Raw genomic sequence first — 21,541 nt, 5'->3', positions numbered from 1 at the left:
GCGGCGCCGGGCGGGCGGGTGTCGCTCAGGCGCTCCCGCCGGCCAGCTCGTCGAGCCACACCCGTGCCGACGCGTCCGACGGCGCACGCCAGTCGCCGCGCGGCGACAGCGAGCCGCCGGAACCGATCTTGGGGCCGTTGGGCATCGCGGTGCGCTTGAACTGGTTGTTCATGAAGCGCCGGAGGAAGACTCCGAGCCAATGTTCGATCGTCTCGGCGTCGTACTCGTTGCGCTTGTCCTCGGCGAGCAGCTCCGACCATGGGCCGCGGGAACGGTCGCCCCACGCCTGCCGGGCGAGATAGGCGACCTTCGACGGCCGGTAGCCGAACCGGGTCACGTGGTACAGGAAGAAGTCGTGCAACTCGTACGGGCCGACCGTGTCCTCGGTGGACTGGATCTTGCCGTCCTCCCCGGCGGGGACGAGCTCCGGGGAGATCACGTCGTCGAGGATCTCGGCGAGCACGTCGGTGGTCTCCTGCGAGTGGTGGGAGTTGTGGATCATCCACCGGATGAGGTGCTGGATGAGGGTCTTCGGCACCGAGCCGTTGACGTTGTAGTGCGACATCTGGTCGCCGACCCCGTAGGTGCACCAGCCGAGCGCGAGTTCGGAGAGGTCACCGGTGCCCAGCACGAGCGCGCCGTGGTGGTTGGCGAGCCGGAACAGGTGCGACGTGCGTTCCCCGGCCTGCACGTTCTCGAAGGTGACGTCGTAGACCTTCTCCCCGCGCGCGTACGGGTGGTCCAGGTCGGCGAGCATCTGCTCGCACGACGGACGGATGTCGATCTCCTTGCCGCTCACCCCGAGCGAGTCCATCAGCACGTGCGCCCGGCGCAGCGTCGCGCCGCCGGTCGCGAAACCGGGCATGGTGTAGGCCAGGATGTTGGCGCGCGGCAGCCCGAGCCGGTCGAAGGTGTCGACCGCGACGAGCAGCGCCAGCGTCGAGTCGAGACCGCCGGACACGCCGATGACGATCTTCTCGATGCCGGTGGAGCGAAGGCGCTGGGCCAGGCCCTGCACCTGGATGTGCCGGACCTCGGCGCAACGCTCGTCGAGATCGGCGGAATCGGCCGGGACGAACGGGAACCGGGGCACGACCCTGCGCAGCACGTCGTCGTCGACGCGGAGGTCGCCGAACGCGAACCTGATGCGCCGCAACGACTTCAGACGCTCGGCGTGGTCGCCGGCCTGGTCGCGCAGGCTGATCATCCGCATGCGTTCCTGACGCAGGCGGTCGAGATCGATGTCGGCGGAGATCATCTGGTCGTCGGTGGCGAACTGCTCGCTGCGCGCCAGCAGCGACCCGTTCTCGGTGATGAGCGCGTCGCCGTCCCAGGCGAGATCGGTGGTCGACTCGCCGTAACCCGCGGCGACGTAGACGTGGGCCGAGATGGTGCGGGCGGAATGCGAGGTGCACAGGCTCTTGCGGTAGGCCTCCTTGCCGATCGTGACCGGGCTGCCCGACAGGTTGGCCAGCACGGTGGCCCCGCCGAGTGCGGCCCACGTGCTCGGCGGGATGGCCACCCAGCCGTCCTCGCAGATCTCCACGTGCAGGGCGAAGCCCGGCAGGTCGTCGGCCTCGAAGACCAGGTCGTTGCCAAACGGGACGGTCTCACCGTCGATGGTGACCGTGTCGGGCACCGCGTCCCGAGCGGCGGAGAAGAACCGCTGCTCGTAGAACTCGCGGTAGTTCGGCAGGTACGACTTCGGGACGACGCCGAGGACCGACCCGTCCCGGATCACCGCGGCGCAGTTGAACAGTCCGTCCCCGACCAGCAGCGGCAGCCCGACGACGACCAGCGGTGTGAGACCTCTACTCGCCGCGGTGATCTCGGCGAGCGCGGTGCGGCAGCCGTCGAGCAGTGCGTCCTGGTGGAAGAGGTCGTCGGCGCTGTAACCGCACAACCCCATTTCGGGGAAGACGACCAGGCAGGCGCCCTCGTCGGCGGCTCGACGCATCATCGAGATCGTGCGTTCGGCATTGGCGGCCGGATCGGCGAGGGACAGCACCGGTACCGCACCGGCAACCCGGGCGAAGCCGTTGGCGTAGACAGACACGCCGACCACATTAGTGCCCGCGCCATGTGGCGGGATGCCCTCAGGGGCGCCACCAGGTGTCGTCGACCTCGACGGGAGTGGTCCGCTTGTGCCGGTTGCGGTGCCACGCCGCCTCGATCCGTTCGGCCACCTCGTCGGGCACCTCGCGGCCCTCGAGGTAGTCGTCGATGTGGTGGTAGCCCAGTCCGAGTTCCTCCTCGTCGGTCTGACCCTGCTTCTCGTCGAGCAGGTCGGCGGTGGGCACCTTCTCCCACAGCTGTCGGGGGGCTCCGAGATGTCGCAGCAGCGCCCGGCCCTGCCGTTTGGTGAGTCCGGCCAGCGGCAGGACGTCGGCGGCGCCGTCGCCGTACTTGGTGAAGAAGCCGGTCACGTTCTCCGCGGCGTGGTCGGCGCCGACGACGAGCAGCCCGCGGTCGCCGGCCACCGCGTACTGCGCGACCATCCGGTGGCGTGCCTTCGCGTTGCCCTTGGTGAAGTCGGTCAGGGTCGTGCCGGTCGCCCGGGCGATCTCGTCGTCGAGCGCATCGACCCCGGGGGCGATGTTCACGGTCAGCAGCTCGTCGGCGGACACGAAGTCGGCGGCCGCCTGCGCGTCGTGCTCGTCGTGTTGCACGCGGTAGGGGAGTCGCATCCCGACGAACACGGCGTCGCCGCCGTCGGCGCGGACCCGCTCGACGGCGAGCTGGGCCAGGCGCCCGGCGAGCGTCGAGTCCACCCCGCCCGACAGTCCGAGGACGTATCCGCGCGTTCCGGTGTGGTGAAGGTAGTCGGCGAGGAAGCCCGCACGTCGCTCGATCTCGGCTTCCGGGTCGATCGCCGGCACGACCCCGAGGGCGTCGATGATGATCCGCTGCTGCTCGCGCATGGCGCTCCGTTCTGCACCGGGACGCCGGCGCCGATGTGGTCAGTCCTCGCGGGGTACCCGGACGCCGACGAGACATGCATCCGGGTCAGGGGCGAGCCCGAGCTCGTCCCAGGGCTGCGACACGGTGACCACCGCATAGGCCGACGTCGGGAAGCGTTCGACGGTCCCGTCGGGGTCGAGCGCCAGCGCGGTCAGCGGCATGCCGGGCTCGTGGCCGATGACGAGCAGGGTCCGCGCATCGGCCGGGGCGTGGATGCGGATCGCCTCGAGGACGTCGTCGGCGTCACCGCCATAGATGTCCTCGACGTAGGTGACCGGCGCGTCGATGCCCGTGCGTTCGAGGGTCTGCCTGGTGCGGGTGGCCGTCGAGCAGAGCACCGCGTCGACGGCGAGCCCCTCGTCGACCATCCACCGGCCGGCGAGCGCGGCCTGGCGCCGGCCGCGCTCGGCGAGCGGGCGATCGTGGTCGCGGGTGGCCGGCGGATAGCCCGACTTGCCGTGACGCATGAGGACGAGCGTCCGGGCGCCGGTCATGCGACTCCGTGCGTGCGGTCCCGCCCCGATTCGCCGGTGTACGCCTCGGGGTCGGCGGCGACGGTCTGCAGCAGCCGCGCGGTCGCGCGCCAGGCCGCGGCCTCCTGCCGCAGGAAAGCGGCCTCCTCGGGCTCGTCGAACGCCTCGAACTCGTCGGCGAGGGCATCGTGCTCGATCGACTTGTCGACGGCGCAGGCGATGTACTCGTCGATGGTGGTGCAGTCGGTGCAGACCGCCTCGATCGCCGCGGCGTCGAGTGTCGCCAGACGTTCCAGATCCGACCGATAACGCATACCCCGAATGTACGACGAGTGCGTCCGCCGGCAGTGCCGGGAGACCCCCGGGCGTTTCGCTTGCCCCGGCACTCATCTCGGCGGGGCCGCCCGCACACCCCTACTCTTGTGGACGTGCACACCTGGGTTCCCGCGTTGCTGGCGGTGCTGGCCGCGCTGTTGATCGCGGCCGGGACCGTGCTCCGCCAGCGCGCGAGCAGGGTCAACGGCGCGATCACCCGGGGCTGGTGGCTCGGCGCGGCGATCGCGCTCTGCGGCTTCGCCCTGCAGGCCGCGGCGCTCGGACTGGGCTCGATCCTGCTGGTCCAGCCGCTCATCGTGCTGGCGGTGCTGTTCGCCCTGCCGTTGGAGGCCTGGGCCGATCACCGGCATCCGGCGCGGATCGAATGGGCGTGGGGCGGGGTGCTGGTGGTCTGCGTCGCGACGTTCCTGACCGTCGCGCGCCCCGAGCCGTCCATGCGGCGGCCCGACGCCCTGCTCATGTGGTCGACCGTCGGCTCGGTCGCCGCGCTCGTGATCGCGCTGGTCCTGCTCGCCCAACGCTGCAGCCCGCATTACAAGGCCCTGTTCTACGGCCTGGTGGCGGGCATCCTCTTCGGGGTGTCGGCACTGCTGGTGAAGGCGATCGTCTATCAGGTCACCCACGAGTTCCTGCACACTTTCGTCCAGCCCGCGATCTATCTGTTCGTGCTGGTCGTCGTCGGTGCCGTCGTGGCCCAGCAAGTGGGTTTCGCGGCCGGGGACCTGCAGACCTCGTTCCCCTCGATGACGGTTGCCGAACCGGCGGTCGCGATGGTGCTGGGCGTCCTGCTGCTGGGGGAGAACCTGAAGGTCTCGGTCCCGACGGCGCTGTTCCTCGGGGTCGTGCTCGCGGTCATGATCCGGGCGGTCAGCGAACTGGCGAAGCTGTCCGCGGTGCGCGGGGAGGAAAAGGCGGTGGCCGCGGAGGCCGCACAGACGGATCAGGCCGCCGGACGTCCGGCGGCCTGAAACGCTCGGCCCTGCGTGCAGGGCGGTGTCGGTGGTGGGGCTAGCTCTCGAGCAGCTCCGCGAGGCCCTCGGCCCACTCCTCGGCCTGGGCGGTCGGCTTGACCGCCGACGAGCCGTCGTGGCGACCGTGCTCGCCGACCTGGGCCGCACCGCGCTTGGTCAGCATCTCGGCGATGATCTCGCCGCCGCGGTTGTAGGTCTCTCCGTAGACGGTGTCGCCGAGCCCGAAGACGGCGAAGCGCAGGCCGGTCAGGTCCGGATCGACCTCGTCGAGCTCCTCGGCGAACGGGACGGCGCCGGTCGGCAGCTCGCCCTCGCCGTAGGTCGAGCAGACCACCACGAGGAAGTCGGCCGGATCGAGGTCCTCGACCGCGAACTCGCTCATGTCGTAGATCGACGGGTCGTGCTGGTTCAGCGCGTCTGCGATCGAGTCGGCGACGAGCTCGCCCGTTCCGGTCTCGGTTCCGTAGAGGATGACGACCGACATGTGCAGAACTCCTCTCGACGTCGGCTTTTCGCCCGAAAGGCTAGCCTAACCGCCGCACCGCCGTGAAATCGCAGGTGGGCAGGGGTTGGAAGAAATACTTGGATGTCCTACTATGTGGTGACAGAGGCCATACCGCGTCACGGCGTGAGTAGGGGGGAGCTCTCTTCGCCCGCGGCATCCGGCGAGAGGTGGCCCGGCCGCCCCTACAGACGTCGACGACCTCGACTCATGACCTGTGAAGACCTGCACAACCCCCGATATGAATCAAAGGTGATCTGAAGTGTCCGCTCCTGCTGTCCCGTCCATCCCGCACTACCTGAACGGCAAGCGCGTCCCCGCCGAGGGCGGCCGCTTCGCCGACGTCTTCAACCCGAGCACCGGCGCCGTGCAGGCGCAGGTCCCGCTGGCCTCGACCGACGAGGTCGCCGCCGCCGTCGAGAACGCCAAGAAGGCGCAGCAGGAGTGGGCCGCATGGAACCCGCAGCGTCGTGCCCGCGTCCTGATGCGGTTCATCGACCTGGTCAACAAGAACGCCGATGAGCTGGCCACCACCCTGTCGCTCGAGCACGGCAAGACCCACGCCGACGCCCTCGGCGACATCCAGCGCGGCATCGAGGTCATCGAGTTCGCCGTCGGCATCCCGCACCTGATCAAGGGCGAGTTCACCGAGGGCGCCGGCAGCGGCATCGACGTGCACTCGATCCGCCAGCCGCTCGGTGTGGTCGCCGGCATCACGCCGTTCAACTTCCCGGCCATGATCCCGCTGTGGAAGGCCGGCCCGGCCCTCGCCTGCGGCAACGCCTTCATCCTCAAGCCCAGCGAGCGCGACCCCTCGGTCCCGGTCCGCCTGGCCGAATTGTTCTCCGAGGCAGGGCTTCCCGATGGCGTCTTCCAGGTCGTCCACGGCGACAAGGAGGCCGTCGACGCGCTGCTGACCCACCCGGACGTCAAGGCCCTCGGGTTCGTCGGCAGCTCCGACATCGCGCAGTACATCTACTCGACCGCGGCCGCCCACGGCAAGCGTTCGCAGTGCTTCGGCGGCGCGAAGAACCACATGATCATCATGCCGGACGCCAACCTCGACCAGGTCGTCGATGCGCTCATCGGCGCAGGTTACGGCTCGGCGGGTGAGCGCTGCATGGCGATCTCGGTGGCGGTGCCGGTCGGTGAGCAGACCGCGGATCGCCTGCGCGCCAAGCTGATCGACCGTGTCAACGCCCTGCGCGTCGGCCACAGCCTCGACCCGAAGGCGGACTACGGCCCGCTGGTCACGGCCGCCGCCCTCGAACGCGTCCGCGGCTACATCGGCAAGGGCGTCGAGGAAGGCGCCGAGCTGGTCATCGACGGCCGCGAGCGCACCAGCGACGAGCAGACCTTCGGCGACGAGGACATCTCGAAGGGCTTCTTCATCGGCCCGACCCTGTTCGACCACGTCACCAAGGACATGTCGATCTACACCGACGAGATCTTCGGCCCGGTCCTGTCGATCGTGCGCGCCGGCGACTACGAAGAGGCCCTCGCCCTGGCGTCGGATCACCAGTACGGCAACGGCGTCGCGATCTTCACCCAGGACGGCGACGCGGCCCGCGACTTCACCTCGCGCGTCGACGTCGGCATGGTCGGCGTGAACGTGCCGATCCCGGTTCCGGTGGCGTACTACACCTTCGGCGGCTGGAAGCGCTCGGGCTTCGGTGACCTCAACCAGCACGGCCCGGCGTCGATCCAGTTCTACACCAAGACCAAGACGGTGACGACGCGCTGGCCGTCCGGCATCAAGGACGGCGCCGAGTTCGTCATCCCGACCATGGACTGAGTGCGCCGGATATGACCACACTTGCCGAGGCCGCGGTCGCCCGGCTCGACGGTGACGAGCGCGTCATCGTCGAGACCGCGGCGGCCTTCGCGGCCAAGAAGTTGGCGCCTTACGCGCTGGAATGGGATGCGGCCAAACATTTCCCGGTCGACGAGCTGCGTGAGGCGGCCGAGCTGGGGATGGGTGCGATCTACTGCTCCGACGAGGTCGGCGGCAGCGGGCTGCGGCGCCTCGACGGCGTCCGCATCTTCGAGCAGCTGGCCTACGCCGATCCGGCCGTGGCGTCGTTCCTGTCCATCCACAACATGTGCGCCTGGATGGTCGACGCCTACGGCACCGACGAGCAGCGCAACAAGTGGGTGCCGCGACTGGCCACCATGGAGACCATCGCGAGCTACTGCCTCACCGAGCCCGGCGCCGGGTCGGATGCGGCGGCGCTCGCGACCCGCGCCGAGCGCCAGGGCGACGAGTACGTGCTCACCGGCGTCAAGCAGTTCATCTCCGGTGCGGGGTCGTCGGACCTCTACGTGATCATGGCCCGCACCGGCGACGCCGGCCCCAAGGGCATCTCGACCTTCCTGGTGGAGAAGGACTCGCCGGGCCTGAGTTTCGGTGCGCAGGAACGCAAGATGGGCTGGAACGCACAGCCCACCGCGCAGGTCATCCTCGACGAGGTGCGGGTGCCGGCGGAGAACCTGCTGGCACAGAAGGAGGGGATCGGCTTCGGCATCGCGATGAACGGCCTCAACGGCGGCCGTCTCAACATCGCGGCGTCGTCGCTCGGCGGCGCCCAGGCGGCCTTCGACAAGGCGGCCGCCTATGTCGCCAGCCGTCGGGCCTTCGGCAACGCGCTCATCGACGAGTCGACGATCCGCTTCACCCTCGCCGACATGGCGACCGCGCTGCAGACCTCGCGACTGATGCTGTGGCACGCCGCGACCGCCCTCGACGAGGACGCCCCGGACAAGGTCGACCAGTGCGCGATGGCCAAGCGGTTCGTCACCGACAGCTGCTTCGACGTCGCCGACAAGGCGCTGCAGCTGCACGGCGGCTACGGCTACCTGAACGAGTACGGAATCGAGAAAATCGTCCGCGACCTCCGCGTGCACCGCATCCTGGAGGGGACCAACGAGATCATGCGGGTCGTTCTCGGTCGCTCGATCGCAGCGCGGTACCGGGAGAGCTGACGCGACCAGATCTCTGGCGCAACGGCTTTCGCAGGCAAACACTTAGGGAGCAAAGACAATGACGACGATTGCTTTCATCGGCCTGGGCAACATGGGCGGCCCGATGGCGGCCAACCTGGTCAAGGCCGGACACACCGTGCGCGGCTTCGACCTGGTCCCCCAGGCGATCGAGGCCGCCAAGGCCAACGGGGTCGAGACCTTCCCGGCGGCGCTTGAGGCCGTCTCCGGCGCCGAGGTCGTGATCACCATGCTGCCCAACGGCGGCATCGTGAAGAAGGTCTACGACGAGGTCCTGCCGGCGGCGCAGACCGGTGCGCTCTTCATCGACTCGTCGACCATCTCGGTCGACGATGCGCGGGAGATCCACCGCAAGGCCGTCGAGCACGGCTTCGCGCAGGTCGACGCCCCGGTCTCGGGCGGTGTCAAGGGCGCCACCGCGGGCACGCTGGCCTTCATGGTCGGCGGCGAGGAGGAGGCCTTCTCGGCCGCTCGCGGCCCGCTCGACCCGATGGCGGGCAAGATCATCCACTGCGGCGGTCCCGGGGCGGGTCAGGCGGCGAAGGTGTGCAACAACATGCTGCTCGCCGTCCAGCAGATCGCGGTGGGCGAGGCGTTCGTCCTCGCCGAGAAGCTCGGCCTGTCCGACCAGGCGCTCTACGACGTGGTCACCGGCGCGACCGGCAACTGCTGGGCCATCGAGACCAACTGCCCGGTCCCGGGCCCGGTCCCGACCTCGCCGGCGAACAACGACTACAAGCCGGGCTTCGCCACCGCGCTGATGAACAAGGACCTGGGCCTGGCGATGGATGCCATCGCCAGCACCGGTTCGCGGGCGCCGCTCGGCACCCATGCCGCGCAGCTCTACCGCGCGTTCGCCGAGCAGCACGGCGACCTCGATTTCAGCGCGATCATCAAGACGCTGCACTAGCGGCCACTCGCTGGATCTGTATGACGTTGTGCCCGGTTTCCGGGCACAACGTCATACTCTTTTCGGCCGGCCAGCCGTCGTAGAGCGCCCTTGACCTGTTCGACGAACTCGGCCGATGCTCGGTCAGGTCGGCCCAGGTGAAGTCGAGGACCGTCCCCCGGCCGATGGGTGCGTCTCGCTTGGTGCGGTCGCGTCGGAAAATCGCCACGTCCCGGTGACAGGCGAATCCGACGGTCTCCACGGCCGGCCGTGGGGCGTCGGACACGACGTCGAGCAGATGCCCGCACACCTCGACGTCGGCGGCCCAGCCGCTGATGCCGGCGTCACGAAGTAGTCCGACGGCCAGGCGCTCGGCTCCGATCGTGCCCCGTCCTCGAGGCGGTTCCGGCTCCGGGCTCGACCTCTTCCGTATGACGTCGTGCCCGGAAAGCGGGCACAACGTCATACGCTCAGAAATCCCCGTTGTGCTTTCGCAGCGACTGGATGGCCTTCACGAGCCCGGCCATCTCCTCGGCGGACATGCCGACGTCGGCGAAGACCTTCTCGTTGAGCACCGTGGTGGCCTCCTCGACGGTGGATCGGCCGAGGTCGGTGATCTGCACGAGGGTGGTGCGACCGTCGGTGGGGTGGGGGACCCGGCGCACCAGCCCGCTCTCCTCGAGACGGCGGATCGCGTGCGTGACGCTCGTGACGTGGACCTGCAGTCGGGCGCTCGCCTTGGTGATCGGCAGCGCTCCCTGCCGCGAGAACGCGAGGAGTCGTAGCAACTCGAAGCGCGAGAAGGTGAGGTCGAACGGACGCAGTGCGGCCTCCACACGGGCCAGCAGGATCTGATGCGCCCGCATCACCGAGGTGACCGCCACCATGCCGTCGGCGACGTCCTCCCAGCCGGCCGCGATCCAGTTCTCCCGGGCCTCGGCGATGGGGTCGAAGTCCATGCTGCGCCCTGCCATGCAGACAACCCTAGTGTGAGCGCGCCGTGGTCGACCGGCGACGCGCCAGGGGCTGCGCGGGTGCGGACGGGCGCGATTCGCGGTGGGCGGGTCGACCACTCTGCGACTGCGCCGGCCCGCTCTCCTCTGATATCGGCCGCCCACCGATCGGTGGTCTGTGCCCAGAGCGCGTCGTCGGCCGGAAGGACACAAGAGAAACGGATGTGACTGGTGTTGAAAGTGCTCGAATTGTGAGCGATCTACGTCGCTTCGTGAACGATTCTTCGGTGTCCTCCGGTGGAACGACATTCGCAGTCCTGTGTGATTCGGGGGCGCCTCACCGTTCTGTATAGCTCCTGTATAGGAATGATCACGATCGATTTCGGCGATCTGAAACGACGATTAGCGGCGACGGCCGGCGGTTTGGTTGATCCGCGCCGAATGGAAGGTATGTCCGAGTTGTTGCGGATGGTGCGACGTGTCTGGAACAGCAAGCAGCGCAGCGGTAATCGGCCGTTCCATCGTTCGGTCGGCGGGTGTGGCGGCGACTCTGTCGGGGGAGGTCGTTGCGTATGGTGAAACATGGTCAGAAATGACTACTAATCGCCATGTGGTCCGAACGATTTAATTCATTCACGGTCGACTTCCGGTGAGATCGACGGTGGCGGTTCGGATTGCGCCGGTGCGCTGTTCAAAATCCTTGTGGCGGAAATATTCGCGGGAGTAGGGTCCGTTCTTGTCGATGGCATCAGAAATATCCAGGGGGCCACGAGCCCATTCTTCCGTCGACGAGGAAGTGGCATCTCTGTGGTTGTGGAGAGGATCCGAGGACATCGTCCGCGGCATCTCGGATGTGTTGCGCGGCAACGGCGTGCCCGATGCCAGGGCCGACAAGGTCGCCGAACAGATGGTCGGCGATGCCGCGGTCGGCGGGGTGATCGGGGGCGCGGTTGCCCTGCCCCTGGGGCTCGCGATCGGCGCACCCACCGGCGGCGTGATCGGGTTCCTCTTCGGAATCCCGTTCCTGCCCACGGGTCTGGTGGTCGGCCCGGTCGTCGGCACCGCACTCGTCGCCGGTCTCGTCGCCCTGTCGGCGGTGACGGCCGGCGTCGTCGCCGGAGCGGTACACGGATACCAGAAGGGATGGACGGTCCCGCTCGACGCGCCGAAGGCCAAGCATCGCCTGGAGGATCGGCATCACGAGGGCGACGGGCACCATCATCCGCAGGCCGCCTCGGCTCCGGTCGACCAGGGCATCGCCCCGCAGCCGGTGGCACGGACGGCGCCGCCCGCCGCGGAGCCCGCGCCGGTCAACCCGCCGGCCGGGTTCGCGCCGGTGCAGGCGGTCAAGGAGGCCGTCGGCCTGCCGGAGCTCCCGCTGCCGCAGATCAAGCTGCCGGAGCTGCCGCCGCTCCCGGCACCGCCGGCACCGACGCCGGCCGTCGCCCAGGCGAATCCGGCTCAGGCTCCGGGCAGTTGCTCACCGGGCCGGATGGTCGAGGTGGTCCTGAAGGGAGGCCCGATCGGCAGTTGCTGACCCCCGGGGTCTCACCCGGGCCGATGCTCGATGAGCATCGCGATGGCGCCGACGACGGTGTCGACGAGTCCCTCGGCCGTGTGGCCGCCGAGCTCGCCGCGCTGTTCGTCGGCGCGCATCATGATCACCGACTCCGCGAGCCGGAACGGCAGGAGACTGCGCCGGTCGTCGGGGTCGTCGAGGGCCTGCGCGGCAAGTGTCGCGTAGGCCCTCGCCAATTCCTGCCGATGCGTGCGGAAGTCGGCGAACCGGGGTTCGCCCACCTCGGGCAGGAGATACAGCGCGCCGAGGTTCCAGCGCGATCCGGCGAGCTGGCCGACGTCGAAGCGGGCCAGTTCGAGGAGCCGGTCGAGGGGCGGACCGTCGGCGTCGAGGAGTTCGCGCGCCCGCTCGAGTGATCCGACGACGGTGGTCTCGAGCAGGTTGGCCAGGATGTCGTCCTTGGTCGCGAAGTAGTGGTACATCGAGGCCTGGCGGATGCCGACAGCCTCGGCGATCATCCGGGTGGACGTCCCGGTGTAGCCGTGCCTGGTGAACAGCTCGGCCGCGGCGTCGAGGATCTCCTCGCGTGCCGTCTCGCCCCGGCGTCGCGCCGGTACCAGACGAGGGCGGCCGGGTCCGCCGGTCGCGGGGGCCGGACTCGTGCCGGTGGCCATGATTCCTCCTACGTAGAGCTGACCGCTTCGGACAGAGTCGACCACGTCTCGGACGTCCCGGTCAGCAGTGCGATCACGTGACCTGCGCCGGTTAACGCAGTCTTTACGGCGGTTTGCGCGCCCGGAACATTCCTGTCAATCGACAGAAATGTCCGTTCGATTATCTGTCACTCGACAGATTTCGCGCTCAACGGGGAGCACCTCGACACGGAAAGACGTTGCTCACCATGACTCTCACCCCGGACAAGACGGTGGCCGCGCCCACCGCCCTCGGTTCCGCTCACACCCGTCCCGCAGGCCCGGCCGGCGATCTCGACGCCGACGACCTCTCCGAGTTCGGGTACGACCAGCAACTCCACCGCTCACTCGGCAAGTTCGCCTCCTTCGCGGCGGGCTTCTCCTTCGTCTCGATCCTGACCACGGTCTTCCAGTTCTTCGGCCTCGGATTCGGCTTCGGCGGCCCGGCCTTCTTCTGGACGTGGCCGATCGTCTACGCCGGCCAGTTCCTGGTGGCGCTCTGCTTCGCCGAGATCGCCGCGCGTTACCCGATATCGGGTGCGATCTACCAGTGGTCGCGGCGCATGGGCGGTGAGGTCATCGGCTGGTTCGGCGGCTGGTTCATGATGATCGCCCAGGTCGTCACCGCCTCCGCGGCGGCCATCGCCCTCCAGGTCGTTCTCCCGAGCGTGTGGTCGGGCTTCCAGATCATCGGCGACGATCCGACGCTCACCAGCACCAGTGGTGCGTCGAATGCGGTCCTGCTCGGCTCGATCCTGCTGGTGATCGTCACCGCCATCAACTGCGTCGGCGTCTCCTGGATGAGCCGTGTCAACAACATCGGCGTGATCTGCGAACTCGTCGGCGTCACCGCCGTGATCCTGGCGCTGTTCACCCATGCCCGGCGCGGCCCGGACGTCGTCTTCGACACCGGCGTCCCCGGCACGCAGCCCGGCTACATCTGGGCGTTCATCGTCTCCGGACTCATGGCGGCCTACGTGATGGTCGGCTTCGGCTCGGCCGGCGAGCTGGCCGAGGAGACCCGCGACCCCCGCCGCGTCGCCCCGCGCACCATCCGCATGGCACTGACGGTCTCTGCCATCGGTGGCGGCCTGATGCTGATCGGCGCGCTCATGGCCGCCCCTACGCTCGGCGAGGAGCTCGCGATCGGCGGTCTGCCCTACGTCCTGGACTCGGTGCTCGGCAGCTTCTGGGGCAAGGTCTTGCTCTGCGACGTCGCGGTCGCCATCTTCATCTGCACCCTCGCCATCCAGACCGCCTGCTCGCGGCTGATGTTCTCGATGGCGCGCGACGGCCGGCTCCCGTTCTCGGCCACGCTCTCCCGCGTCAACTCGCGGACCGGGACCCCGATCGCGCCGTCGATCCTGATCGGCGTCCTCTGCATCGGCGTGCTCGTGGTCAACGTGGGGAACTCGGCGATCTTCGCGACGCTCGCCAGCGTGTGCATCATCCTGATCTACCTCGCCTACCTCGCGGTCACCGCGCCCATGCTCTACCGCCGACTGAAGGGCTGGCCGGGCACCGGCGGCGTCGACGCGGGAGGGCGAAAGCTGTTCGGCCTCGGCCGGTTCGGCATCCCGGTGAACATCCTGGCCGTCGTCTACGGCGCCCTGATGGTGGTCAACCTGGCCTGGCCCCGGGCCGAGGTCTTCGACCCCGCCGGCGACATGCCGGTCCTGCGCTGGGCCGGACCGATCGTCATCGCCGTCACCGTCCTGGTCGGCATCGCATGCTTCCCCCGCGGCAAGCAGCACCCGAACCCGGTCGACCCCGCCGCCTGACCGACCGGCTCGATCATCGCCCGTCCACCACGACCCACTTCGAGGAGATCAACCGTCATGACCACCACCATCGCCGACACCGGAACCACCGCCGGCGCCCGGGAGCACGCCCGTGCGCAGGCCGGGCAGATCACCGACTCGATGCCCGTCGTCCCGGCGTCGAACTGGCCGAACCCGCCTGCCGACGTCGATCCGGCCGCACTGACCTGGGCCGAGACCGTGCCCGGCGGCCGGTACACCAGCAAGGTGCTCGCACGCGGCACCCGCCTGCGCCTGCACGACGTCGACGGCGCCGCCTGCGCGCACGTCCTGCTGTGGCGCGCCGACGCGCCCTGGGAGCGCCTCAACGTCGCCGACACCGTCAAGGTGCCGTGGCAGGCGTACCTCGGTGCCGGCCATCCGCTGCTGAGCGATCAGGGTCGCGTCCTGGCCACCGTCGTCGCCGACGACTCAGGCCGTCACGACGCGCTGTGCGGAACCACCACACTCGCCGGCAACACCGCGAGATACGGTGACGGGCACGTGCATTCGTCCAGCCCCGCCGGGCGTGAGATGTTCGTCCTGGCCGCGGCCAAGCACGGACTGACCCCCACCGACGTCCCGCCGTCGGTGTCGTTCTTCCACGGTGTCCGGGTCGACGAGGACGGTTCGCTGCGCTCGACCGGTTCGGCCGGTCCGGGCAAGTCGGTCGATCTGATCCTGCACCTGCCCTGCGTCGTCGCGATCGCGAACACCGCCCACCCGGTCGACCCGTCGCCCACCTTCGACACCACCTCGGTCGAGGTGCTCGCCTGGCGGGCGACCGCCGATCTGGATGCCCTGCTGGCCGGCGTCGCCGACACCGAACCCGAATACCAACGCGCCGTCGCCAACTCCGAAGACGTCTGGGCCGCTCTCTCCTGAGCGCACCCGATCCGAGAGGAACGCATCATCATGACCACCGCCATCGACTTCGCCGCCGCTCCCGCAACCGATCTGGCACTCGTCCCCGGCACCGTCGTCCTCGACGAGGTGATCGGCGAGCGCGGCCCCTGGTCGGGTGTCGTCGCGGCCGGCGACGTGCTCACCATCGTCGACCTGTACGGCAACCAGGCCGTCGACACGCTGTTCTACGGCGCCGACGACCACGCCAAGCGCTACTCCGCCCAGGCCACGATCGCCGCACAGGGCAACATCTTCCTCACCACGGGCACCGTCATCCGGGATCAGGAGGGCGACCCGCTGATGACGATCGTCGCCGACGAGGTCGGCAACCACGACACCGTCGGCGGCGCCTGCTCGCAGGAGTCGAACACCCTGCGCTACGGCCACCACACCAGGCATCAGCACGCCTGCGTGGAGAACTTCCTCATCGAGGGCAGTCGGCACGGGCTGGGCAAGGCCGACCTCGTCGGCAACGTCAACTTCTTCATGAACGTGCCGGTCGACCCCGACGGCTCGCTCGGCATCGTCGACGGCCTGTCCGCGCCGGGCAAGCGCCTGGCCCTGCGGGCCGAGGTCGACACCCTGGTCCTGATCTCCAACTGTCCGCAGATCAACAACCCCTGCAACGGATTCGACCCGACCGCGGTCCGCGTCATCGTGACCCGGCCCGGCGCCTGAGATCCGAATCCCTGGTCGACCCGAACTCCCGAGGAACTCATCATGACCGCTCCCACCGGAAAGCCGGCCCCCGTCACCGTCCTGCGGTCCGGCCCGCTCACCACGATCCAGGACTGGCCGGGTCGTGTCGGCTACTGGAAGGTCGGCGTCCCGCCGTCGGGGCCCATGGACGATCTGTCCTTCCGTCTGGCCAACCTCGCCGTCGGCAACCCGGAGACCGCGGCCGGCCTGGAGGTGACGCTCATGGGACCGGCACTGCGGTTCGACGAGCCCGCCGTGGTGGCCGTCACCGGCGCGCCGGTCACCGTGACGGTGAACGGGAGCACTGTGCCCCAGTGGGTTCCGGTGCACCTGTCGGCGGGCGACGTTCTCGACGTCGGCGCGGTCGGGACGCTGGGCATGCGCGTCTACATGGCGATCGGCGGCGGCCTCGACGCCGAGGAGCACCTCGGCAGTCGCTCGACGTTCACCATGGGCCGGTTCGGCGGGCTCGACGGGCGTCCGCTGGCCACCGGGGACCGTCTCGCGCTGCTCGGCGGGGAGACCACCGCGCCGCGCCGAATCCTCAACGAGGAACAGCCGGCGTTCACCAACACCTGGCAGTTGGCGGTCACGGTCGGTCCGCACGGGGCGCCCGAGTTCTTCACCGAGACGGACATCGCCGACCTCCTCGGCACCGCCTACGAGGTCCACTTCAACTCCGACCGCACCGGCATCCGGCTCATCGGTCCCAAACCGCGGTGGGCGCGAAACGACGGCGGGGAGGCGGGCCTGCACCCGTCCAACATCCACGACACCGCGTACTCGGTCGGCGCGCTCGACTTCACCGGCGACACCCCGATCCTGCTCGGCCCGGACGGGCCCAGCCTCGGCGGGTTCGTGTGCCCGGTGACCGTGGTGACCGCGCAGCGGTGGAAGCTCGGGCAGCTCAAGCCCGGCGACACGATCCGGTTCGTCCAGGTGCGCAGCGAGGAGACCGCATCTCCCAAGGAGATCGGCCCGGCACGGCGCGCCGGCCTCGTCGAGGTGCTGTCGGCCGGCGGCGACGCCGACAACGGCATCCTCGGGACGACCACCACCGCAGACGGCACCACCGCGGTGACCTACCGCCGGTCCGGCGACGACAACATCCTCGTCGAATACGGCGACATGCGACTCGATCTCGCGCTGCGGGCGCGGGTCCACGCGCTGAGCGAGCGGATCGCGGCCGAGAAGCCGCGCGGGCTCGTCGATCTCACGCCGGGCATCCGCTCCCTGCAGGTCAAGGCCAATCCGGACGTGTGGTCGCAGAAGCAGATGCTCGAGTGGCTCGTCGAATGCGAGAGTCAGCTGCCGGCCGCGGAGGAACTCGTGGTTCCCAGCCGGACAGTGCACCTGCCGCTGTCGTGGGACGACCCGTCGACGCGCGAGGCCATCGAGCGCTACATGCTCGGCGTGCGGTCCGACGCGCCCTGGTGCCCGTGGAACATCGAGTTCATCCGCCGCATGAACGGACTGGACTCCGTCGACGACGTGTACCGCACCGTCTTCGATGCCAGCTACCTCGTGCTCGGCCTGGGCGACGTGTATCTCGGTGCGCCGGTGGCTGTTCCGCTCGACCCGCGGCACCGCCTCGTCACCACCAAGTACAACCCGGCCCGGACCTGGACCCCGGAGAACGCCGTCGGCATCGGCGGCGCCTACCTGTGCATCTACGGGATGGAAGGGCCCGGCGGCTACCAGTTCGTCGGCCGCACCACCCAGGTGTGGAACCACCGTCACCCGCAGCCGACACCCGGTTTCGATCCCGAACACCCGTGGCTGCTGCGCTTCTTCGACCGGATCCAGTGGTACCCGGTGAGCGCGGAGGAGTTGCTGGACATGCGCGCCGACGTGGCCGCCGGCCGCGGCGACAGCACGAGGATCGTCGACGGGGTCTTCTCGCTGGCCGAGCATCAGCGATTCCTCGACGCCAACGCCGAGGACATCGCCGCCAGGCGCGCTGCCATGGAGGCCGCCCGCGCGGAGGAGCGCCGGCGGTGGTCCGCACGAGGCGAGTTCGCCGCTGACTCGGCGACGACGGCGGCGGTGGCGGATCATGGCCTGGGAATCGACAGCGAGGAGCGGGTGGCATGACGGACATCGACGACATCTACGCGCGCATCGCCGACCGCCCCGAGGTCTTCATCACCCTGCGGCCGATGGCGGAGGTCGCCGCCGAGGTCGAGGTATCCCGGGCGGCAGGCGGTCCGCTCGCCGGAAGGCTCCTCGCCGTCAAGGACAACGTCGACGTCGCCGGACTGCCCACCACCGCCGCGTGCCCCGGGTATGCGTACACGCCGAAGACCGACGCGCCCGCCGTCGCGGCGTTGCGGGCCGCCGGTGCGGTCGTCATCGGCAAGACCAATCTCGACCAGTTCGCCACCGGACTCGTCGGAACACGCAGTCCCTACGGCGCGGTGCGGGACTCCCGCCGCCCCGACCGCATCTCCGGCGGGTCCAGCTCGGGTTCGGCGGTGGCCGTGGCACTCGGGTTCGCCGACATCGCGATCGGCACCGACACCGCGGGTTCGGGTCGGGTGCCGGCCGGCCTGCAGGGCATCATCGGGATCAAGCCGACCCTCGGGGTGATCTCCACCGAGGGCGTCGTGCCCGCGTGCAGGAGCTACGACGTGGTCACGATCTTCGCCCCCGACCTCGCGCTCGCGAACACGGCGACGGCGGCGATGTCGAAGGCCTTGGGGTCCAGGCCGTTCGGTCCGGCGGCGCCGCTCGCCGCCCCGGAACGACCCGTGATCGCCGTTCCGGCCGACCTGCCGGAGCTCGACGACGCCTGGCAGGCCGCATTCGCCGAAGCGGTCCTGCGGGCCGAGGCCGCGGGGATGGTGATCAAGACGATCGACCCGACGCCCTTCCTCGATGCCGCGAGGCTGCTCTACGAGGACGCCCTCGTCGCCGAGCGCCATGCCGCCGTCGGGGAATTCATCGACACGGCAACGGCATCCGGGGCCGATGCGGGCCTGGACCCCACCGTGGCCGGGATCATCGGTGCGGCGTCGCGCTTCTCCGCAGTCGACCTGCTGCGCGCGCAGGCGAGGCTCGCAGACCTGCGCGCCGAGGCGATGCGGCAGTGGGGTGAGGCCACCGCGCTCATGGTCCCGACCGCGCCGGGACACCCGACGATCGCCGACGTCGACGCGGACCCGGTCGGCGTCAACTCGCGGATGGGGACCTACACGAACTTCTGCAACCTCTTCGACCTGTGCGGCCTTGCCGTCCCGGGTGGGACGGTCGCCGAAAACGACGGCACCGAAGCGCAATTCGGTGTCACGTTCCTCGGACGGGCGCACGAGGACGCGGTGCTCGTCGACCTCGCGGCACGGTTCCTCGGCGACGCCGGGGTGGGCGCGTCGTGGGTGGAGGGTGAGAATTCGGTCGAGCTCGCGGTCTTCGGCGCCCACATGCGCGGCGGCCCGTTGACGCACGAACTCACCGAACGCGGCGCTCGGTGGGCGGGCGAGGTCGTGACCGTGCCGGCCTACCGGCTGGTCGCGCTCGACACCACCCCGCCCAAGCCCGGTCTGATCCGGGACCCGGAGGCCGGCCGGGCGATCCGGGGCGAGGTCTGGCGGGTGTCGCCCGCAGCGCTCGGCGAGTTCCTCGCGGCGCTTCCCGAGCCGATGATGCTCGGCCGGGTCGAGATCGCCGACGACACCGGATCGTCGCGGTGGATCGTCGGCTTCGGATGTGCCGCGGACGCGGGCGCGGCAGGAACGGAACTCGACCGCGACCGCTGGTAGCCCGGCAGCCAAGCGGCATAAGCGACGATCTGGACAAACGTCCAGGTCGTCGCTGTGTCCGTCTTTCACACCCCTGCGTTACCGATTTTCTATCCTTGATGTTTCAATTACTCGCGCATAAGGGTCGGGGAGAAGGAAATTGGACGGTTGACCAGTATGGGGCGGAACGGGATTCAACGTTCGGAGAAGGTCGCGCGGCGTGCGGAGCGCAAGAAGCGCAAGCACCGCGTGGCGGCAGGCGCGGCGGCACTCGCAACGGTCGCGGCGGTGGGGGCCGGCCAGGCCATGGAGCCGGCGGCGGCCGAGGCGGCGATCGTTCCGCTTCCGGAGCCGATCGAGAAGCTGGAAACGTGGTCGAAAAGCTTCAACTCGGGCAACCCGCTCGGCGGCCTGATCTCCGGCATCGGTAACGGTGCCCTGGCGGACATCGCGGGCGAGTGGCGCATCCAGTCGTGCGTGTCCGGCGCGTCGGCACCCAATGGCGGGGCCGATTGCACGCAGTCGAGCACCGAGTTCGGCGGTCTGGGGATCGCCGTCGTCCTGCCCGACAAGATCGAGGTCGTGCCGGTTGCGATCTACGACCCGGTGAAGAAGACCTACGACACCCTGTCGTCATCGATCCTGGGTGACATCGCCCGGTGGATCGGACTCGACGTGCCGAAGACGATGACCGAAGGCCCGCGAACGCGTGGCTCGGCGACTGTCATCGGAAACGGCTTCCAGCTGGCCGTCGCCTCCCGCGACGGCGACGCGACGGCCATTTCCTTCCTCCCGATCAGCATCGCGACCGCGGGAGCCACCGACGGTCGCACCGCGAAGTCGTTCGCGCTGATCGGCATCGCGCACGCATGGAATGCCGACCCGACCAAGATCAGCGTCCTCGGCCAAGATCTCCCGCTCGTCCAGGTGCCCGGCATCAAGGGCGTCGGGTGCTACGGAGGCATCACTGCCGCCTATGCCGACGGGGTGGGTGCCTGTGCCAACGTCGGTGCAACCTTCGACTTCCGGTATCAGGCCACCAACGGCGAGGTGCAGTTCGCACTCACGGATCCGACCGCGCTGCTCACGGACCCGCTCGGCGTCCTCGGTGGCGCCGGGCAGGAAGTGCTGGAGGGATTGCTCAAGGGGATCCTCAGCAAGGAAGGGATCGACTTCGACGGCGACTGGATGTCGCTGTCCAAGGACTTCTCACGCCTGTCGCTGGCCGGTGATCACGGCCTGTTCAGCGGCAATTTCGTTCGCTTGACCAGTGAATACGGCTTCACGAAGCCGATCGAGATCGAGTGGATGGGTCAGAAGGTCACGCTGTACCCGATGGTGGAGGTCAACGGCAAGGAGCGCCCCAACTACCTCGGCGTGCCGGTCATCTCCTTCGGTCAGCTCGACACCGGGCAGATCGTCCCGGTCATCCACATCCCCGACTACGAGCTGCCGTTCCTGCTGCCGACCCTGGACGGCACCACCCTCGGCGGCCCCCCGACGAACGCGTCCGCGACTTCCGGTGCGACTCCCGTCGCGGCCCGGTCGGCCTTCGTCGCCGACGACGTCACCGAGGCCCCGCCGGCTCCGCTCGCCACCGACGCGCCGCAGGAGTGGGCGCCGGCCGCCGGCGATGCCTCGCTGAGCGCTGCCGACACGTCCGACGGTGGCGAGGAGTACGTCGGCAAGCACCGCGAGCAGTACCACGGCAAGCATCGCCTCGAGGACCGATCGGGAGACACCTCGTCCGATGGCGGTGCCGGCTCCGACAGCGGATCGACGTCCGACTCGGGTTCGGGTAGTGGATCGGGTTCGGGCAGCGGTTCGGACTCCGGTAGCGGTTCGGGTTCGGGCAGCGGCTCGGACTCCGGTAGCGGCTCCGGCGGCGGGTCGAAGTCGGACGGCGGCTCCGGCACCGGTTCCGGCTCCGGCAGCGGTTCCGGTTCCGGCAGCGGTTCTGGCTCGGCCAGCGGATCGGGTTCGGGTGGCGGCTCGAACTCCGGCGGCGGGTCGGACTCCGGCGACTAGGACCCGACCGCCCCACAGACCGGCGCCCCGGCACCTGGACCAAATCCGTGCCGGGGCGCCGAACCATTTCTCCCGC

At 69.4% G+C, this 21,541-nt stretch carries 19 protein-coding genes; 12 read left to right on the top strand and 7 right to left on the bottom strand.

Annotated features, from left to right (window positions below):
* Positions 1–25 precede the first annotated feature (25 nt).
* Genes E1P53_RS08530 through E1P53_RS08515 form a run of 4 tightly spaced genes read right to left on the bottom strand, consistent with a single transcriptional unit; the run spans position 26 to position 3,748 of the window.
* A complete protein-coding gene (locus E1P53_RS08530; protein WP_131734026.1) occupies positions 26–2,056 on the bottom strand; it encodes an NAD(+) synthase in 2,031 nt (676 codons plus the stop codon).
* Between the two features lie 40 nt (positions 2,057–2,096).
* Complete coding sequence (nadE, locus tag E1P53_RS08525) at positions 2,097–2,921, bottom strand: NAD(+) synthase (RefSeq protein WP_131734025.1); 825 nt, start codon at positions 2,919–2,921, stop codon at positions 2,097–2,099.
* A 39-nt stretch (positions 2,922–2,960) separates the two neighbouring features.
* Positions 2,961–3,455, bottom strand: a complete 495-nt coding sequence (locus tag E1P53_RS08520) for a SixA phosphatase family protein (protein ID WP_131734024.1) — start codon at positions 3,453–3,455, stop codon at positions 2,961–2,963.
* Positions 3,452–3,748 carry a hypothetical protein gene (locus tag E1P53_RS08515; RefSeq protein WP_131734023.1) on the bottom strand — a complete coding sequence of 99 codons (297 nt, stop codon included), beginning with the start codon at positions 3,746–3,748 and terminating at the stop codon, positions 3,452–3,454. Before E1P53_RS08515 ends, E1P53_RS08520 begins: the two co-directional genes overlap by 4 nt.
* A 114-nt stretch (positions 3,749–3,862) precedes the next feature.
* Here E1P53_RS08515 and E1P53_RS08510 point away from each other — a divergent pair, with 114 nt between their 5' ends.
* Positions 3,863–4,738, top strand: a complete 876-nt coding sequence (locus E1P53_RS08510; RefSeq protein ID WP_131734022.1) for a DMT family transporter — start codon at positions 3,863–3,865, stop codon at positions 4,736–4,738.
* Positions 4,739–4,778: 40 nt separating this feature from the next.
* Here E1P53_RS08510 and E1P53_RS08505 read toward each other — a convergent pair whose 3' ends face one another.
* The gene (locus E1P53_RS08505) at positions 4,779–5,225 is read right to left on the bottom strand and encodes a flavodoxin domain-containing protein (RefSeq protein WP_131734021.1); all 447 of its coding nucleotides are present in this window, start codon (positions 5,223–5,225) and stop codon (positions 4,779–4,781) included.
* 280 nt (positions 5,226–5,505) lie between these two features.
* On the opposite strand from E1P53_RS08505, the gene E1P53_RS08500 reads away from it, so the two are divergent.
* Genes E1P53_RS08500 through mmsB form a run of 3 tightly spaced genes read left to right on the top strand, consistent with a single transcriptional unit; the run spans position 5,506 to position 9,153 of the window.
* On the top strand, positions 5,506–7,038 hold the full coding sequence (locus E1P53_RS08500; protein WP_131734020.1) for a CoA-acylating methylmalonate-semialdehyde dehydrogenase: 1,533 nt from the start codon (positions 5,506–5,508) through the stop codon (positions 7,036–7,038).
* 11 nt (positions 7,039–7,049) lie between these two features.
* Positions 7,050–8,225 (top strand): acyl-CoA dehydrogenase family protein, encoded by a 1,176-nt coding sequence (locus E1P53_RS08495; RefSeq protein ID WP_006899253.1) that lies wholly within the window; start codon positions 7,050–7,052, stop codon positions 8,223–8,225.
* Between the two features lie 58 nt (positions 8,226–8,283).
* The gene (mmsB, locus tag E1P53_RS08490; RefSeq protein WP_006899254.1) at positions 8,284–9,153 is read left to right on the top strand and encodes a 3-hydroxyisobutyrate dehydrogenase; all 870 of its coding nucleotides are present in this window, start codon (positions 8,284–8,286) and stop codon (positions 9,151–9,153) included.
* A gap of 449 nt (positions 9,154–9,602) precedes the next feature.
* Here the strand turns inward: mmsB and E1P53_RS08485 are convergent, their stop codons facing one another.
* Positions 9,603–10,106 (bottom strand): MarR family transcriptional regulator, encoded by a 504-nt coding sequence (locus E1P53_RS08485; RefSeq protein ID WP_006899256.1) that lies wholly within the window; start codon positions 10,104–10,106, stop codon positions 9,603–9,605.
* Between the two features lie 345 nt (positions 10,107–10,451).
* Here E1P53_RS08485 and E1P53_RS08480 point away from each other — a divergent pair, with 345 nt between their 5' ends.
* On the top strand, positions 10,452–10,664 hold the full coding sequence (locus E1P53_RS08480) for a hypothetical protein (RefSeq protein ID WP_131734019.1): 213 nt from the start codon (positions 10,452–10,454) through the stop codon (positions 10,662–10,664).
* A 232-nt stretch (positions 10,665–10,896) separates the two neighbouring features.
* Positions 10,897–11,622 (top strand): ABC transporter permease, encoded by a 726-nt coding sequence (locus E1P53_RS08475; protein WP_131734018.1) that lies wholly within the window; start codon positions 10,897–10,899, stop codon positions 11,620–11,622.
* Between the two features lie 11 nt (positions 11,623–11,633).
* On the opposite strand, the gene E1P53_RS08470 is transcribed toward E1P53_RS08475, so the two are convergent.
* Positions 11,634–12,278, bottom strand: a complete 645-nt coding sequence (locus E1P53_RS08470) for a TetR/AcrR family transcriptional regulator (RefSeq protein WP_006899259.1) — start codon at positions 12,276–12,278, stop codon at positions 11,634–11,636.
* Positions 12,279–12,505: 227 nt separating this feature from the next.
* On the opposite strand from E1P53_RS08470, the gene E1P53_RS08465 reads away from it, so the two are divergent.
* The 6 genes from E1P53_RS08465 to E1P53_RS20420 all read left to right on the top strand — a co-directional run bounded on the left by E1P53_RS08465 (position 12,506) and on the right by E1P53_RS20420 (position 21,465).
* On the top strand, positions 12,506–14,077 hold the full coding sequence (locus tag E1P53_RS08465) for an amino acid permease (RefSeq protein ID WP_131734017.1): 1,572 nt from the start codon (positions 12,506–12,508) through the stop codon (positions 14,075–14,077).
* 57 nt (positions 14,078–14,134) lie between these two features.
* Positions 14,135–14,980, top strand: coding sequence for an urea amidolyase associated protein UAAP1 (locus E1P53_RS08460; RefSeq protein ID WP_131734016.1), 846 nt, complete (start codon positions 14,135–14,137; stop codon positions 14,978–14,980).
* Between the two features lie 30 nt (positions 14,981–15,010).
* On the top strand, positions 15,011–15,679 hold the full coding sequence (locus E1P53_RS08455; RefSeq protein ID WP_131734015.1) for an urea amidolyase associated protein UAAP2: 669 nt from the start codon (positions 15,011–15,013) through the stop codon (positions 15,677–15,679).
* 42 nt (positions 15,680–15,721) lie between these two features.
* Complete coding sequence (locus E1P53_RS08450; RefSeq protein WP_131734014.1) at positions 15,722–17,794, top strand: 5-oxoprolinase/urea amidolyase family protein; 2,073 nt, start codon at positions 15,722–15,724, stop codon at positions 17,792–17,794.
* Positions 17,791–19,458: an allophanate hydrolase gene (gene atzF, locus E1P53_RS08445; RefSeq protein ID WP_131734013.1), complete on the top strand. Its 1,668-nt coding sequence runs from the start codon at positions 17,791–17,793 to the stop codon at positions 19,456–19,458. The genes E1P53_RS08450 and atzF overlap by 4 nt, the downstream gene beginning before the upstream one ends.
* A gap of 156 nt (positions 19,459–19,614) precedes the next feature.
* The gene (locus E1P53_RS20420; RefSeq protein ID WP_181954837.1) at positions 19,615–21,465 is read left to right on the top strand and encodes a hypothetical protein; all 1,851 of its coding nucleotides are present in this window, start codon (positions 19,615–19,617) and stop codon (positions 21,463–21,465) included.
* Positions 21,466–21,541: the final 76 nt, after the last annotated feature.

This window comes from Gordonia paraffinivorans (genome assembly GCF_900683595.1).
GTDB lineage: Bacteria > Actinomycetota > Actinomycetes > Mycobacteriales > Mycobacteriaceae > Gordonia > Gordonia paraffinivorans.
This window is presented reverse-complemented; position numbering and strand designations above follow the sequence as displayed.

Bases quoted from the DNA above. Each gene is read 5' to 3' on its own strand.
- nadE (WP_131734025.1), bottom strand. From the start codon at position 2,921: ATGCGCGAGCAGCAGCGGATCATCATCGACGCCCTCGGGGTCGTGCCG.
- E1P53_RS08520 (WP_131734024.1), bottom strand. From the start codon at position 3,455: ATGACCGGCGCCCGGACGCTCGTCCTCATGCGTCACGGCAAGTCGGGC.
- E1P53_RS08515 (WP_131734023.1), bottom strand. From the start codon at position 3,748: ATGCGTTATCGGTCGGATCTGGAACGTCTGGCGACACTCGACGCCGCG.
- E1P53_RS08505 (WP_131734021.1), bottom strand. From the start codon at position 5,225: ATGTCGGTCGTCATCCTCTACGGAACCGAGACCGGAACGGGCGAGCTC.
- E1P53_RS08495 (WP_006899253.1), top strand. From the start codon at position 7,050: ATGACCACACTTGCCGAGGCCGCGGTCGCCCGGCTCGACGGTGACGAG.
- mmsB (WP_006899254.1), top strand. From the start codon at position 8,284: ATGACGACGATTGCTTTCATCGGCCTGGGCAACATGGGCGGCCCGATG.
- E1P53_RS08485 (WP_006899256.1), bottom strand. From the start codon at position 10,106: ATGGCAGGGCGCAGCATGGACTTCGACCCCATCGCCGAGGCCCGGGAG.
- E1P53_RS08480 (WP_131734019.1), top strand. From the start codon at position 10,452: ATGATCACGATCGATTTCGGCGATCTGAAACGACGATTAGCGGCGACG.
- E1P53_RS08470 (WP_006899259.1), bottom strand. From the start codon at position 12,278: ATGGCCACCGGCACGAGTCCGGCCCCCGCGACCGGCGGACCCGGCCGC.
- E1P53_RS08465 (WP_131734017.1), top strand. From the start codon at position 12,506: ATGACTCTCACCCCGGACAAGACGGTGGCCGCGCCCACCGCCCTCGGT.
- E1P53_RS08460 (WP_131734016.1), top strand. From the start codon at position 14,135: ATGACCACCACCATCGCCGACACCGGAACCACCGCCGGCGCCCGGGAG.
- E1P53_RS08455 (WP_131734015.1), top strand. From the start codon at position 15,011: ATGACCACCGCCATCGACTTCGCCGCCGCTCCCGCAACCGATCTGGCA.
- E1P53_RS08450 (WP_131734014.1), top strand. From the start codon at position 15,722: ATGACCGCTCCCACCGGAAAGCCGGCCCCCGTCACCGTCCTGCGGTCC.
- atzF (WP_131734013.1), top strand. From the start codon at position 17,791: ATGACGGACATCGACGACATCTACGCGCGCATCGCCGACCGCCCCGAG.
- E1P53_RS20420 (WP_181954837.1), top strand. From the start codon at position 19,615: ATGGGGCGGAACGGGATTCAACGTTCGGAGAAGGTCGCGCGGCGTGCG.